Origin of the sequence: Salinicola peritrichatus, from assembly GCF_003206715.1 — a bacterium.
GTDB lineage: Bacteria > Pseudomonadota > Gammaproteobacteria > Pseudomonadales > Halomonadaceae > Salinicola > Salinicola peritrichatus.
Genome location: NZ_PZJU01000027.1, coordinates 40155 through 54391, shown reverse-complemented (window position 1 = coordinate 54391; position 14237 = coordinate 40155). Strand labels below are relative to the sequence as shown.

Genomic DNA, 14237 nt, shown 5'->3' with positions numbered 1-14237 from the left:
CGCGGCTCGGCGCGGTATCCCTGCCGTCTGCCGGCCGCGCCATCAAGGTCGGTCAGGAACGGTGGCCGGCATGCGTGGTACCGGATGCCGTATCGTCGTTGTGCGGGGCGTTCGTTCCCGCTGCCGGCTCGTCCTGTGCGGAGCGCGCCTGGGCCACGCCCGAACCCTCGGCACCTGCATCGGCAGCGGCTGCCTCGGCCTTGCGCCGGCGGCGCATGCGGCGGATCGGCCACATGATCACGAAGAAGACCGCCATGCCGATCGCGGCGACGATGCCCCAGAGAGCGGTCAATAGGCTGAGCCCCGCACCTGGGCCGACATAGGCTTCGGCGGTCAGTGGCAGGGTGGCGCCAACGGCGAGCAGGCCCGTCAGCAGGAACTTGTCGTATCGCTTGGTCAAACGCGTCATGACGATCACCTCCCAGTGGTGTCGAGATCGGCGCGGAAATCCGCGTCGAGGTTTGCAACGGTAATGCGTTGGCCCGATGAGACAACGGGGATGTACTGATCCTTGTCTCCCCCGCGCACGGGATTGATGAATTCCCAGGCGATGTCTCCCTGTGGAGTCGCCTCGAACACCCGGCCGCCATCGGACTCGGTGATCAGCCGGTTGCCGTTCGGCAGCGTCTCTGCGGCGCCGCGCAGTCCGCTGTCGAAGGGATGTTCTTCACTCCCGGTATAACTTGCGACAATGGCATGGCTGGTTGGGTTCACTTCCAATATCCGCGTGCGGTTGTCCGGCTCGAAATTCCCCAGGTTGTCGAACAGGGTGAAGTTGCCATTGGGCTGCACCCGCGCATAGTGCTGGCCGAGCCAGGGGCCCTTGGTTGCCCAGGTCATCTCGCCGCTGCCGGGATCGACCAGCGCCACTGCACCGGGATGACGGAACGACAGCATCACCTGACCGGCGCGGCCCCTGGCGGGGGCGAACGCCTGGGTCAACTCGTCGTCCAGATACTGCACGCTGTTGGTATGCAGCGGATCTTCCATGGCGAAGCTCGGCACGGCATAGAACAGGCTGGCAAAAGGGGAATCCATGAAGGCGTCGCCGAGCGACACCTTGCTGATCTCCTCTCCGGTTTCGCCGTCCAGGACCACCAGATAATCGTTCAGCCAGGGGTACTCCAGCGCCCCGAGATCAGGAACCTTCTGCTGGGTGAACTCGTGCGTCAGAGTCACGATGTCGCCATCCGGCGTGATGTCGAGATCATGGTGAGTGCTGGCATGGTATTTCCACACCACGTTGGAATCCGGGTCCAGCCGGACCAGCCCGTAACCCCACGGCGTATCGTTGTCGGCGATATACATCGCCACCAGATCGCCGTTGGGCATCAGTCTTGCCTTGCGCCAGTACATATGATCGTCCGGACGTGGATCGCGGCCGACCGGGCTTTCGTCCCAGATGGCGCTGTAGGGCAACTCCCAGTGATGCACCACGTTGCCCTGCATATCGATCAGATTGGCGTAGGTACCGTCGCCGGAGGTGTAGAGCGTCAACCCGTCGTAGGCCTTCGAGGCGTCGTCGATCGTCACGCCCTGGTCGCTGCGACGGGCTTCGCGCCACAGGTCGGAGTCGGCATAGAGGTCATCCGAGGCGTACTGCTTGACGAGGGCGCCTGCTGCCTTATAGGCGTCGTCCAGATAGGCATAGGGAAACGTTTTGGTGAGAATCACGAAAGCCCCACCAATGAAAGCAATGAATGCAATCGCCACGCAGAAGATGGCGAAGCCGGCACGATCCGAGTTGTGCATTGACCATTCCTGAAGTTGCTGCGATAGCCCCTTCAATTCACCCCGGGGGCGGCCATGTTGGCGTTGATCTGGTCCGGGCCGCCCGAGCCGACGCTTCCTGCGTCGGTCGTTATTGCTTATTCAGCTTAAGAAACGTAAACGGAAAATGACATGAGGTTTTTGTTAACCGATTTGCCGGCAAGTCCGACGCTTTGTAACGGCAGGTGAGTGTGGTTGCCGAGTGACCGGCGCGAGGGGCTGGCATGGTGCCGCCAACAACCCCGAATTGGAACGGGCTCGATCCGCGCTTGCGCAAGATTCCCGGCCGCCGAGGCTGTTAAGCTAGGGGACTGTTAGCCTGAAAAAGGAATCCGGCATGAGCAAAGGCACCGGCAAGAGTACCAAAACGTCCAAGACGGCCAAGAGCACCAAGCGCGGTACGGCACCGCTGAACGCGGATGCGATGGCGTTTCTCGAGCGCTATCTGAACAACGCCTCGCCCACCGGCTACGAGTGGGAAGGCCAGAAGCTGTGGATGGACTATCTGCGACCCTACGTCGACGAATTCATCACCGACACCTACGGCACCGCCGTCGGCGTGATCAATCCGGACGCCGACTACAAGGTGGTGATCGAAGGGCATGCCGACGAGATCTCCTGGTACGTCAACTACATCACCGACAACGGCCTGATCTATGTCATCCGCAATGGTGGCAGCGACCATCAGATCGCACCTTCCAAGCGGGTCAACATCCACACCGACAATGGTATCGTGCCGGGCGTGTTCGGCTGGCCGGCGATTCACACCCGCCGCCAGGGGCCGAAGGAGAAGCCGCCGGAGCTCGACAATATCTTCATCGACGTTGGTTGCAGCACCAGGGATGAAGTCGAGGCGCTCGGCGTTCACGTCGGCTGCGTGATCACTTATCCCGACGAATTCATGGTGCTCAACGGCGACAAGCTGGTCTGCCGCGCCATCGACAACCGCATCGGCGGCTTCATGATCGCCGAGGTGGCGCGGCTGCTGAAGGCGCGCAAGCAGAAGCTCGATTTCGGTCTGTATATCGTCAACGCGGTGCAGGAAGAAGTCGGCCTGCGCGGCGCGGAAATGATCGCCGAGCGTCTGAACCCCAACGTTGCCATCGTCACCGACGTCAGCCACGACACCTCGACGCCGATGATCGAACCCAAGCGGGAAGGAGCCAACAAGATCGGCGACGGCCCGGTGATCTGCTACGCGCCGGCGATCCAGAACAAGCTGCGCGAACGTCTGATCGAGGTCGCGACCGAGCAGAAGATCCCGTTCCAGCGCCTGCCGCGCTCGCGCGCCACCGGCACCGATACCGACGCCTTCGCCTACTCGAATTCCGGTGTCGCCTCGGCCTTGATCTCGCTGCCGCTGCGCTACATGCACACCACCGTCGAGATGGTCCACAAGCAGGACGTCGAAAACGTGATCGAGCTGATCTACCACACCCTGCTCAATATCGAGCCGGGAGAAACGTTCAGCTATTTCGACTAAGGACGCGTTCGACTAACGACGCGCTGGCGTAATCCAGGCGCCCCCGAAGAGTCATCATCGGGGGCGCTGTCGTTATCGGATCAGATGCTGATCAGGCTTTCCCAGCGACGGCGCAGCGATTGCCACCAGTCATGACTGTTCTCGCGCGCCTGGCGGTCGCTGTCGAGATAGATGGTGGCGGTCAGGCCGGCGGAGAGCTTGGTGCCTTCGGGGATCTCGTCGAGGGCGATGCGGACCGGAATGCGCTGCGACAGACGCACCCAGTCGAACGAGGCATTGACCGCGGCCAGGCCGTTGTCCTGGCTGCTCAGGCTGTTGTCCGTGATGCCGCGGGCGAAACTATCGACATGGCCCCAGATCGGCTCATCGCCGGCAAGCAACTGTACGCGGACCGGCGCGCCGATGTGGACGCTATCGAGCTTGGTCTCCTCGAAATAACCCAAGGCGTAGAAACTGTTGGCGTCGATCAGTGTCAAGGCATCGGTGCCGACACTGACGTACTGCCCGGGGCGCAGCAGCAGATTGGTGACATAGCCGTCCACCGGCGCCCGCACCGTCGCACGCTCGAGGTCCAGCTCGGCCTGCGCGACCGCGACCCGCGCCTGCTGCACGGCGGCCTGGGCCGTCAACAGGGCGAAGCGGGCATTGTCCTTGTCTTCCTGCGAGACGTAATCGTGCAGGCGCTGGCGGCGGCTGTTGGCGGCCTGGGCCTCGTCGCGCTGCTGTTCGAGCTGGCTGAGGTTGGCCTTGGCTTCATCCAGCGCCAACTGGTAACGCTGCTGGTCGATGGTGAACAGCACATCGCCTTTCTTCACCAACTGGTTATCGTGTACCTCGAGGTTGTCGACGAGGCCGGCGACGTCGGTACCCAGGTTGACCACGTCGGCGCGAATGCGGCCGTCCCGGGTCCAGGGGTCGTGCATGTAGTGATTCCAGATCTGGGCGACGGCGACGATGGCGGCGGCGACCACGGCCAGGGTCAACAGCAGTCGAACCGTTTTACGAAGCCCGGTTGGCCAATTCATCGATACCTGTTCCTTATCCTGCAAGCGGTAGTGAGCCGGTGAGCGTCAGCACGGCCCACAACAGCAAGGCGTAAATGGCGATATCCAGAAGCACCGGCTGCCAGAACCAGTGATAGAGTTTCAAGCGGACGAGCAGACGGCGTAACAGGACATAGCAGCCGAGCGCCAGTAGCACCGGTACGGCTAACGGTGGCAACAGGAAACCGAGAAATGACCATTCAACCAGCATGCTTGGGATTTTCCGCCGTGGTGGATGAGGGTTGCCGCTCTGCCTGATTGCTGCTCTCGAGCTCGATACCGGGGGCGTTGCGCATCAACTGCCTCAGCATGGCGAATTCGCCGATGGTGGCGATCGGCAGATGGGCTTCGTGGTAGAGCCGCGAGACCCAGCCCTGCGCCTGATCGGTCAGGGTTTGCCACATCTTCGGGTCGTGGTGATGCGTGGCGAGACGGGAGCCGATGGTCGCCAACCAGGTCTCGATGTCGTTGTGCCGGGGGCCGATGTCATCACGCAGGCGCCGTATCCGCCACACGCACAGCGCCATGGCATGCAAGTCGACCGCCTCGCGCAATGCCTTGTCGGTGCCGCCCAAGGCGACCAGACGCCCGAGGCGATCGTAGAGACGGCTTTCCAGGCGCGCCCGATTGGGCAGAGCGCGGTCCTGCATCAGGCGCCTGAGGCCACGCCAGTAGGCGTTCATCAGTGTCTCGATACGCTCTGCCGGGGAGCGTTGCCGGAGTAGCGAGAAGGTCACCATGGAAGCGAGCGTGCCGATGATCGAGGCCAAGCCGCCGTTGACGTAGCTGGCCGGCGAAAAGGTGTAGGTCGAGTGGAGATTGAGCAGTGTCATCATGACGATGGCGCCCGCCATGCCGATCAGCGACCAGCGGAGATGCGGCGTCATCAGGGTTCCGATGGCGACCGGGATACCAATGGCGATGGCCAGTAAAGGAAAGCCGTTGATGACTGGTAACACCAGAAACAACAGGATGCCGCCGAGGATCACCGCGGCGATCGTTCCCCACAGGAACTGATAGACCACGGCGGCGGGATCGGGCGCCTTGGCGAACAGCATGGTAAACACGCCGAGCAGCATCATCGCCAGGTAGCCGGAGTGCCAGCCGCTGTGTATCCAGAACAGACCCAGCAACTCGACGGAGATGAACAGACGAAACGCATTGTAGCGCGCGACGAAATGCTCGTTGTGCGTCGTGCGCGAACGGCGTGAACGGGGCAGTGTCTTGACCTTGGAGGACGCCGGGTCATCGAGCGCGTTGCGCAGGTGGTGGCCGTGTTGCAGAAGTCCCAGCACCTCTCCCAGGCGTTGCCTGACCAGTTCGGCTCGTGTCCGCGAGCGGGGTTCGACCTCGTCTTCGTCCCAGACGAAATCAGCCAGTTGCAGATGCTCGCCGGGACTACCGTCCGGTGCTGCCTCGATTGCCTGGAGCAGGGGAGTGGCCTGCCGTTTCAACTGGCGCAACCAGTGTTCGCCATCGTCGCATTCACGCAGATAGTCGAGCGCCGTTTCCAGTTCCCGAACGGCGGTGAGCAGTGCCAGGCTATCGCTGGCGAAGCGATCCAGTGCGGGGATGAAATGGCTCAGCCGGCGCGTTTCGAGGCGGGTCAATCCGCGTAGTTGCTCGAATTGCTGGTGGTGCTGCAGCAGCGCCTTTAGCCGAGCGTCGCGGGTCTCGCGAGGGCGGACGGTCTCCATCGCGGCCAACGTCTCGGTCGCTGCCTTGGAGAGAAACTCGGAAAGCGCTCCCGGCAGTGCGCGACTGCCGAAGCGGGGGGCAATCGCGACGTGCACCACGAGCGCGCAGCCGATGCCCAGGGCGGTCTCGCTGAAACGTCCCTGGGCCACGGACCAGATATCCTCCACGCCGGTACCGATGGCGGTCAGCGAGACCAACGTCGAGGTGTAGCCGCTCAACATCATCACGTAGCCGAGATACTCATCCTGCTCGAGCATCACCCAATAGAGGCAGAAAGCCAGCCAGCCGCCGGAAAACAGCAGATAGAGCATCGGCTGCTGACCGAACAGCACGATCAATACCAGGCCGACGATGGAGCCGAACAATGTCCCGAACAGGCGCGCCAGGCCGCGCCCGATGATGATGCCGATCGGCGGCGTGCCGCCGGTGAACATGACCGGCTGCAGCGTCACGATCATCACCGCCATCATCGCCCAGGCCGGTTGGTAGAGATCGAGACGCAGGGAGAGAAACAGCGCCAGCCAGACGGCGAGCACGGTTCTCAATGCCAGGAGCCAGTGATCGGCAGGAATTCGAATCATAAAAGAGCGACGCCCGTGAGTGCGGACATTCACGGGAAGCAAAGTCAAAAGCAGCGTTAAAATTAGGCTGCGAAGTGTTTCATCTTATGTGACTTTTGTCCACCGATTCCGTACGGCATCGGGCTAGCTTGGTGGGAGATGAGGCCGGGAGGGGAAAATCTTCGAATAAAAAAGGCCACCGGGCGGTGGCCAAAACAGCACAAGTGACTCGGTGATCAGAAGCGGTAACCGACACCTGCCATGACGACCCATGGATCGATATGCACGGTGGTGTCGTAGGACTGGCCGCCGACCTTGGCGGTGGCGTCGGAGTCGATGTCGATGTACCAGGCGGCAGCATTGAACGACCAGTGATCGTCGACCAGCAGATCGACCCCCAGCTGACCGGCGGCGCCCCAGGAGTCGTCCAGATCCAGGCTGCCGACATCCAGATCCTCATCGGAGAAGTGGGTGTAATTGACGCCGGCGCCGATGTACGGCTGCACCCAGGCATCGGTGCCACCAAGCGGATAGTATTGCAGGGTCAGGGTCGGCGGCAGGTGCTTGGTGGAGGCAAGATCGTCGCCGTTGAGGTTGATATCATGCTTGAACGGTTGCGCCGCCAGCAACTCGACGCCCCAATTGTCCAGGAAACGATAGCCGAGGGTGAAGGCGAAGCCGGTGTCGTCATCGACGTCGACATCCATATCGAGGCCGCCGAAATGGCCGTTGTCGCTCTTGGGCGAAACCTTGGCCACGCCGAAGTGGGTGAACCAGTCGCCGGCGCCGTAGGCAAAGGCATTGCCGGTCCCCAGCACGGTGATCGTCGCCAGCCCAGCGACGGAAAAACGACGAAGAATCGTATTCATTGATGGCGCTCCCTTGTGAACCCTCTTGCGCTCGCCCCGGCGGCCAACCCGACCGCGATGACGATGAAATCAGTATACATCTTAATAACCATATTGTTAGTGTGGTTATTTGTCGCAAGATGCGGCTACGGGCTACGGGCTACGGGCTACGGATGGAAGGTATGGTATGCGGATCGTATTGGTGCAAGGGCGTGTTTGGAACGATGAATTTAGTGCAAGTGCTTCCGCAGTATGCTGAATGGCAGCGTGTTGCGCAAAGTAACCATATTGTTTTTCAAGGGAAGCTATCCGAATTGGCACGCTTCTTCTATACAACTCGATATCAAGTCCAAGTCTGGCCCTCGGCCTGTAAATCTTGAGTAGCACAATGCGCTGATTGGCGCTCGGCAATGAAGCCTGGATGTCTTCACGGACGTCCGGGCTTTTTTTTATGGAATCGTTCATGACGCTCACGTTACCCATCGGGGTGCTCTATTCGACATCGGGGACTTATCAGCGCATCAGCAATCACGCGCGCTGCGGTGCATTGCGTGCGATCGACGAGATCAATCAACGGAAGGAGAATCTGCGCCTGATCGTGCATGAGGCCGATCCGCGTGGTCGGCTCGAGGGTTATCACCGGGGCATCGAATCGCTGCTCCAGCGCGGAGTTCGTCACGTGGTGGGTACTACGACGTCGGCTAGCCGCAAGGATATCGTGCCCGATCTCGAGCGGGCCGGGGCGCAGCTCTGGTATGCGAGCCCCTATGAAGGTTTCGAATGCAGCGAAAGCGTAGTCTATCTGGGCGGCAGCCCGAACCAGAATCTCGTACCGTTGCTCGCCTACGTGCTCCGCCAATACGGCAAGCGCGGTGTTCTGATCGGCTCGAACTACGTCTGGGGATGGGAGAGCAATCGTATCGCCCGCGAACTGATCGATGCGGCCGCGGGAGAGGTCATCGTCGAGAAGTACTTTCACTTCGGGGAGGGAGATTTTGCATCAATCATCGAACAGATCATGTCCAGCGAAAGCGATTTCGTGCTCAACAATCTGGTCGGCGAGTCCTCCTATTTTTTTCTGGAACAACTCGATACCGCCTGTGCCCGCGCCAGCCGTCGCGTGCCGGTCCTGAGCTGCAACTTCACCGAGTGCGAGTTGCCGGCGATTCCCCGCTTGAAGCACATCCGTCTGCTCTCCAGCGGTCCCTGGTTTGATGTTCCCGGCAACGCGTTCAGTGCACGCCAGCGCATGGGATGCGCCGAGCGCGTGTTCTCCAGCTGCTACACCTGTGCCTACACCGCCGTGACGCTGCTGGCCCGGGCCTGCGAGGCGATTGCCGATGACGACCCCGAAGCCGTGCTGGCCTGGTTGCAACGAGAACCCCAGGCCACTCCGATGGGGCAGTTGTCACTGCAGCCCCATAACAATCATCTGATGCTACCCAACGTCATCGCCGAAGCGCGCGATGGCCGTTTCGAAATCGTCCATCGCGAGCCCGATGCGCTCGAGGCCGATCCCTATCTGACGCGCACCTCGCTTTCCTCTTTTCATGCGCTGGCGCTCCATCCGGCATCGGCACCCAATCTGAGGGTGGTGAAATGAGCCATCTTGATCTCTCTCCCCATCTGCTGCTGGTCGATTGCGAGCCGCGTTCGCTGGCGATGCTGCTCAAGAGTCTCGATCGATTGGGGTTGCGTTCGCGCGCGGTTGCCAACGATGCCCCGACAGCGCTGGACGACGTGAGTGGCGTGATCGTCGAACTCGATCATTTCGATAGTGATCGATTGCTGGCACGGGTACGCGGTGCCGGTATCCCGATCATCGCCATGACCCAACATCAGACGCTGTCCCAGATCCAGCGCGCGGTACGCCTGGGAGCCACGGCCATTCTCAACAAGCCGGTCACCCAGAGTGCGGTCTACACCACACTGGCCATGGCCAAGGAGCTGCGCCAGCAATCCCGGGCACTGGAGGCCGCCAACCATCAGCTTGCCCAGCGCCTGGCGTGCCAGGGCACGCTTGCGCGTGCCGTCGCGCACTTGATGGTGCGGTTCGAGTGCGACGAGTCGCAGGCTTTCGAGCGGCTGCGCAGTTACGCCATGGAGGAACGACTGAGCCTGGAACAGGCGGCCGAGCGCCTGCTGTTGCGGAGCTCCAGCGCTAAGCGCCGAGGAGGTCAATCGTCATGACGCTGCTGATGGCACTGCTCCAGCGCAAGAGCGTGGCGATCTCGCTGCTGTTCATCCTCATCGTCGTGGTGGCTGCGCTCTTCGCGCCCTGGCTGGCGCCTTGCGATCCCACTCAGCAATTCTTCGACGGCTTGACCATCGAAGGCGCGCCACTGCCGCCCAGCGCGGACTTCTATCTCGGTACGGACCTGCTCGGACGGGATCTGTTGTCTCGCATCATATACGGTGCCCGAACCTCCTTGATCATCGGCGTGGTTTCCAACGGCATTGCCGTGGTCATCGGCACTCTCGTGGGTGTTACCGCGGGATTCGTGCGTGGTTGGGTCGGCTCGGTGCTGATGCGTTTCACCGACCTGATGATGTCGTTCCCGGCGCTGCTGCTGGCGATCGCGCTGGCAGCCATCCTGCATCCCAGCCTGTGGATCGTGGCGCTGGTCATCGCGATGGTGAACTGGGTGCAGATCGCACGGGTGATCCATGCGCAGACGATCTCCATCGCGGCCAAGGATTTCGTCGCCGTGGAGCGCACCATCGGTGCCGGCCCGCTGCGTATTCTGTTCTCACATCTGCTGCCCCATCTGTTGCCGACGATCCTGGTCTGGGCGACCTTGGGCATCTCCACCACGGTGCTGTTGGAAGCGACGCTGTCGTTCCTGGGGGTCGGCGTGCAACCGCCGATGCCGAGCTGGGGCAACATCATCTTCGAGAGTCAGACCTACTTCACCTCGGCGATGTGGCTGGTGCTGTTTCCGGGCATCGCCATCGTCGCGCTGTCGCTCAGCTTCAACCTGGTCGGCGATGCGCTGCGCGACGAACTGGACCCGACCTTGAAGGGCCGCTTATGAAGTGGAACGAGGGGAGGTTGATGCCTGCAAAAAGACGAGGTCAAACATGAGTCGTTTGGCGACGATACCTGTCAGCGAGACTGGCGCGAAGGCTAGCCCCGATCAGCATTGCGTACTGCGGGTAGACGACTTGAGTCTGGGATTCCGGGCCGATACCGAGGTCCTGAGTATTCTCGATGGCGTTAGCTTCGAGCTGAACGCCGGACGCACTCTATGCCTGGTGGGAGAATCGGGTTGTGGCAAGAGCGTGACCTCGCTTTCGATCATGGGCTTGCTGGCCGACAATGCCGAGATTCTCGGTGGTAGCATCCGACTGGACGGGCGTGAACTGCTTGGCCTGGAGCGGCGCAGTCTAGAGCGCCTGCGTGGCGATGCCATGGCGATGGTCTTTCAAGAACCGATGACCAGCCTCAATCCCGCTTTCACTATCGGCGATCAAATGATCGAGGCTATCCGATGTCACCGCGATCTCAATGCGGACAAAGCGCGTCAACATGCCGTCGAGATGCTAATACGGGCACGCATTCCGGCGGCGGAGGAGCGCCTGAACGAATATCCCCATCAGCTTTCTGGTGGTATGCGACAGCGGGTAATGATCGCGATGGCACTGGCCAACGATCCACAGTTGCTAATTGCCGATGAACCGACCACTGCGCTGGATGTGACCATTCAGGCGCAAATTCTGGAACTGATCCGACGCCTGCAATGCGACACCGGTACGGCGGTGCTGATGATTACCCATGATCTAGGGGTGGTCGCCGAGACCGGTGATGACGTGGCGGTCATGTACGCCGGACGGATCATCGAGAAAGCCAGTGTTGTGGAATTGTTCGACGACCCGCAGCACCCCTATACCATCGGCTTGTTGAGCTCGATCCCGCGTCTCGATGGCAATCTTGAGCGTCTGCCGGTCATCCCCGGTGCGGTACCAACACCGAACGAAATGCCATCCGGGTGCCGCTTCTCGACACGTTGCCCATTTGCCGACGAGCGCTGTCTTGAACAGGTGCCGCCGCTTGGTGAGGTCGCTGGCAGCGAGACGCATGCCGTCGCTTGCTGGAAGGCTCCACTCGAGCATCAGCTGGCCTATCAGGAGGTCGGTGCGTGATGGAAACATTATTGAGCCTCAGCAATATCAGCAAGTGGTATCCGGTCGGGCGAGACCTGCTCGGACGCCCGAGTGGCATGCTACGGGCGGTCAATGACATTTCGCTCGAGGTCAAGCGTGGCGAGACGTTGGCGCTGGTGGGTGAGTCGGGCTGCGGCAAGTCGACCCTGGCACGTCTCATGCTGCGCTTGCTCGAGCCGAGCGGCGGGCGTGTCATCTTCGATGGCGAGGATATCTCGCACTGGTCGGCACGCCGGATGCGTCCGTTGCGCGCACGCATGCAGTTGATCTTCCAGGATCCCTTCTCCTCGCTCAATCCCCGCATGACGGTGGGCGATGTTCTGGAGGAGCCGCTGCGTATCAATGGCTGGACACGCAGTCGGCGGCGTGCGCGGGTCGCCGAGTTGCTCGCTACGGTAGGATTGCATGCCGCCCATGCCGAGCGTTATCCACATGAATTTTCCGGCGGCCAGCGTCAACGGGTCGGTATCGCCCGGGCATTGGCCTGTGGGCCAGAGTTCATTGTGGGAGACGAACCGGTTTCGGCGCTCGATGTCCTGGTGCAAGCACAGATCATCAATCTGCTTGGCGATCTCAAGGCGCAACTGGGCTTGACTCTGGTGATGATTGCCCACGATCTGTCCGTGGTCCGTCATATGGCCGATCGCGTCGGCGTGATGTACCTGGGGGAAATTGTCGAGTTGACCGATACTCGCACGCTATTCGAACGTCCTCGTCATCCCTATACCCGGGCATTGATCGAGGCTGTGCCGCAGCCCAATCCACATATCCGGCCCAGCCGGGATTTGCTCGAAGGTGAGTCGCCCAGTCCGCTGGTTGCAGCGCAGGGTTGTCGTTTTGCCGAACGCTGTCCGCTGGTTCGCGATCGTTGCCACAGCGACCCGCCGGTGCTGCGAGAAACCCTCGAAGGAGGCGGTAGCCATCAGGTGGCTTGTCACTTCTGGCGTGAAGCTGATCGTGGCACCCCGATTGCCACCGCGCATGGGCAGGGCTCGGCACGTTACCGTCAGCGCTTGGCGCTGTTCCAGGAACAACTTGCTCGACAACAGCGGGTGGCTCAGCAATCAACGACGGACTGTCCAACCATAGCTCGTTGCTCGACCCCAAATCACTAACAACAATTTGGAGGAAGTCTTCATGTCCTTGTCTTTCAAACGCTGTGGCTTGATTTTGGCCGGGACCGCCGCACTCTTCACCAAAGTGGCGATCGCCCAGACGCTGACCATTGGCCTGGCCGAAGATCCAGACATGCTCGATCCGGACCGGGGACGTTCCTATGTTGGGCGCGTCGTGTTCACAGGCATGTGCGACAAGCTCATTGATGTCGGTGCGAAGCTCGATTTGGTCCCCCAACTGGCCACTCAGTGGTCATGGAACGATGACCAGACCGTGTTGACAATGAATCTGCGTCAAGGCGTGCAATTCCAGGACGGCACGCCATTCGACGCCGATGCGGTGAAATACAATCTGGAACGTTCGTTGAATCTGCCGGATTCGAATCGCAAAAACGAGATCAGTGCCATCGATCATATCGAAGTCGTCGATGCTCACACCGTCAAGCTGTATCTCAAGTCGCCATTCGCCCCTTTGCTGGCGGCACTGTCGGATCGTGCCGGGATGATGATCTCGCCGACCGCCGCTGAAAAAGAAGGCGCTGACTTTTCACGCCATCCGGTCTGCTCTGGGCCTTTCGAATTCGATCAACGGGTCGCCCAGGACAAGATCGTGCTGAAACAATTTCCCGAGTACTGGAACAAGGATGCGATCCACTTGGATGAGGTCGTCTACCGGCCGATTCCAGATGCCACTGTGCGTCTAGCCAACCTGCAAGCCGGGCAGTTGGATATCATCGATCGTGCCGCAACTGCCGATCTCGAGCGGATTCGCGGGGATAGCGATCTCAAGCTCGAGTCGGCTGTCAGCCTCGGTTACAGCGGTATCACCATCAATATCGACCATGGACCGCAGGCCGATAATCTGCTGGGCCAGGATCCGCGCGTGCGCGAAGCATTCGAACTGGCGATTGATCGCAGCATCATCAATCAGGTCGCCTTCGACGGGGAGTTCACTCCGGACAACCAGCCGCTGTCACCGGATAGCCCTTATCATCTCGATCGTCCGCTGCCGGCACGTGATGTCGAACATGCCAAGGCGCTATTGAAAGAGGCAGGAGTCGATCATGTCGATGTCGAACTGATGGTAACCAACAACCCGGATTCAATGCGGGTCGCACAGATCATCCAATCGATGGTGGGAGAGGCCGGGTTCAATGTCAAAATCACCGCTAGTGAATTCGCCAGCATGCTGGATCGCTACAGCAGCGGTGATTTCCAGGCGGGCTTGCTCAGTTGGAGCGGGCGTGCCGATCCGGACGGCAACCTTTACGCTTTCCTAGCCTGCGATGGCACCCTCAACGATGGCAAATACTGCAACTCCGATCTCGATAGCCAACTCAAGGTTGCGCGGCGCAGCAATGATATGGCTGAGCGTCAGAAGGCCTATACGGCGGTCGGAGATATCCTGCTCGAGGATCGGCCAATCCTCTATCTCTATCACCCCAACTGGTTCTGGGGACTGTCGAGCCGGGTTCACGGTTTCAAACCCTATCCCGACGGCATGATTAGGCTCGAAGACGTCAGTCTCGACTGAGATCGCTTAGGACGGTCGCGGG

General features: G+C 60.8%; 13 protein-coding genes. 7 read left to right on the top strand and 6 right to left on the bottom strand.

Features of this window, described 5'->3' with window-relative positions; translation table 11 throughout:
• Window positions 1–52 precede the first annotated feature (52 nt).
• Both DOM57_RS22055 and DOM57_RS11110 read right to left on the bottom strand, forming a co-directional pair.
• Window positions 53–409: a hypothetical protein gene (locus DOM57_RS22055; RefSeq protein ID WP_204352938.1), complete on the bottom strand. Its 357-nt coding sequence runs from the start codon at window positions 407–409 to the stop codon at window positions 53–55.
• Window positions 410–414: 5 nt separating this feature from the next.
• On the bottom strand, window positions 415–1752 hold the full coding sequence (locus tag DOM57_RS11110; protein WP_110649261.1) for an arylsulfotransferase family protein: 1338 nt from the start codon (window positions 1750–1752) through the stop codon (window positions 415–417).
• A gap of 355 nt (window positions 1753–2107) precedes the next feature.
• On the opposite strand from DOM57_RS11110, the gene DOM57_RS11105 reads away from it, so the two are divergent.
• Window positions 2108–3253 carry a M42 family metallopeptidase gene (locus DOM57_RS11105; RefSeq protein ID WP_204352937.1) on the top strand — a complete coding sequence of 382 codons (1146 nt, stop codon included), beginning with the start codon at window positions 2108–2110 and terminating at the stop codon, window positions 3251–3253.
• An 80-nt stretch (window positions 3254–3333) separates the two neighbouring features.
• Here the strand turns inward: DOM57_RS11105 and DOM57_RS11100 are convergent, their stop codons facing one another.
• From DOM57_RS11100 to DOM57_RS11085, 4 genes are all read right to left on the bottom strand, one after another.
• Window positions 3334–4278, bottom strand: coding sequence for an efflux RND transporter periplasmic adaptor subunit (locus DOM57_RS11100; protein ID WP_110649260.1), 945 nt, complete (start codon window positions 4276–4278; stop codon window positions 3334–3336).
• A 13-nt stretch (window positions 4279–4291) separates the two neighbouring features.
• Window positions 4292–4507 carry a DUF1656 domain-containing protein gene (locus DOM57_RS11095; RefSeq protein WP_110649259.1) on the bottom strand — a complete coding sequence of 72 codons (216 nt, stop codon included), beginning with the start codon at window positions 4505–4507 and terminating at the stop codon, window positions 4292–4294.
• Complete coding sequence (locus DOM57_RS11090) at window positions 4497–6575, bottom strand: FUSC family protein (protein ID WP_110649258.1); 2079 nt, start codon at window positions 6573–6575, stop codon at window positions 4497–4499. Before DOM57_RS11090 ends, DOM57_RS11095 begins: the two co-directional genes overlap by 11 nt.
• Window positions 6576–6790: 215 nt before the next feature.
• Window positions 6791–7423 (bottom strand): OmpW/AlkL family protein, encoded by a 633-nt coding sequence (locus tag DOM57_RS11085; protein WP_110649257.1) that lies wholly within the window; start codon window positions 7421–7423, stop codon window positions 6791–6793.
• A 442-nt stretch (window positions 7424–7865) separates the two neighbouring features.
• Here DOM57_RS11085 and DOM57_RS11080 point away from each other — a divergent pair, with 442 nt between their 5' ends.
• From DOM57_RS11080 to DOM57_RS11055, 6 genes are read left to right on the top strand one after another with little or no spacing between them, the layout of a single operon-like run.
• Window positions 7866–9005, top strand: coding sequence for a transporter substrate-binding protein (locus DOM57_RS11080; protein ID WP_110649256.1), 1140 nt, complete (start codon window positions 7866–7868; stop codon window positions 9003–9005).
• A complete protein-coding gene (locus DOM57_RS11075) occupies window positions 9002–9592 on the top strand; it encodes an ANTAR domain-containing response regulator (RefSeq protein WP_110649255.1) in 591 nt (196 codons plus the stop codon). The genes DOM57_RS11080 and DOM57_RS11075 overlap by 4 nt, the downstream gene beginning before the upstream one ends.
• The gene (locus tag DOM57_RS11070; RefSeq protein WP_110649254.1) at window positions 9589–10437 is read left to right on the top strand and encodes an ABC transporter permease; all 849 of its coding nucleotides are present in this window, start codon (window positions 9589–9591) and stop codon (window positions 10435–10437) included. Before DOM57_RS11075 ends, DOM57_RS11070 begins: the two co-directional genes overlap by 4 nt.
• A gap of 46 nt (window positions 10438–10483) precedes the next feature.
• Window positions 10484–11545, top strand: coding sequence for an ABC transporter ATP-binding protein (locus DOM57_RS11065; protein ID WP_110649253.1), 1062 nt, complete (start codon window positions 10484–10486; stop codon window positions 11543–11545).
• Window positions 11545–12681, top strand: a complete 1137-nt coding sequence (locus DOM57_RS11060) for an ABC transporter ATP-binding protein (RefSeq protein ID WP_110649252.1) — start codon at window positions 11545–11547, stop codon at window positions 12679–12681. Before DOM57_RS11065 ends, DOM57_RS11060 begins: the two co-directional genes overlap by 1 nt.
• 22 nt (window positions 12682–12703) lie before the next feature.
• Window positions 12704–14215, top strand: a complete 1512-nt coding sequence (locus DOM57_RS11055) for an ABC transporter substrate-binding protein (protein WP_110649251.1) — start codon at window positions 12704–12706, stop codon at window positions 14213–14215.
• The last annotated feature ends 22 nt before the right edge of the window (window positions 14216–14237 follow it).

Coding starts and splice junctions, on each gene's coding strand:
- DOM57_RS22055 (WP_204352938.1), bottom strand. CDS start 409: ATGACGCGTTTGACCAAGCGATACGACAAGTTCCTGCTGACGGGCCTG.
- DOM57_RS11110 (WP_110649261.1), bottom strand. CDS start 1,752: ATGCACAACTCGGATCGTGCCGGCTTCGCCATCTTCTGCGTGGCGATT.
- DOM57_RS11105 (WP_204352937.1), top strand. CDS start 2,108: ATGAGCAAAGGCACCGGCAAGAGTACCAAAACGTCCAAGACGGCCAAG.
- DOM57_RS11100 (WP_110649260.1), bottom strand. CDS start 4,278: ATGAATTGGCCAACCGGGCTTCGTAAAACGGTTCGACTGCTGTTGACC.
- DOM57_RS11095 (WP_110649259.1), bottom strand. CDS start 4,507: ATGCTGGTTGAATGGTCATTTCTCGGTTTCCTGTTGCCACCGTTAGCC.
- DOM57_RS11090 (WP_110649258.1), bottom strand. CDS start 6,575: ATGATTCGAATTCCTGCCGATCACTGGCTCCTGGCATTGAGAACCGTG.
- DOM57_RS11085 (WP_110649257.1), bottom strand. CDS start 7,423: ATGAATACGATTCTTCGTCGTTTTTCCGTCGCTGGGCTGGCGACGATC.
- DOM57_RS11080 (WP_110649256.1), top strand. CDS start 7,866: ATGACGCTCACGTTACCCATCGGGGTGCTCTATTCGACATCGGGGACT.
- DOM57_RS11075 (WP_110649255.1), top strand. CDS start 9,002: ATGAGCCATCTTGATCTCTCTCCCCATCTGCTGCTGGTCGATTGCGAG.
- DOM57_RS11070 (WP_110649254.1), top strand. CDS start 9,589: ATGACGCTGCTGATGGCACTGCTCCAGCGCAAGAGCGTGGCGATCTCG.
- DOM57_RS11065 (WP_110649253.1), top strand. CDS start 10,484: ATGAGTCGTTTGGCGACGATACCTGTCAGCGAGACTGGCGCGAAGGCT.
- DOM57_RS11060 (WP_110649252.1), top strand. CDS start 11,545: ATGGAAACATTATTGAGCCTCAGCAATATCAGCAAGTGGTATCCGGTC.
- DOM57_RS11055 (WP_110649251.1), top strand. CDS start 12,704: ATGTCCTTGTCTTTCAAACGCTGTGGCTTGATTTTGGCCGGGACCGCC.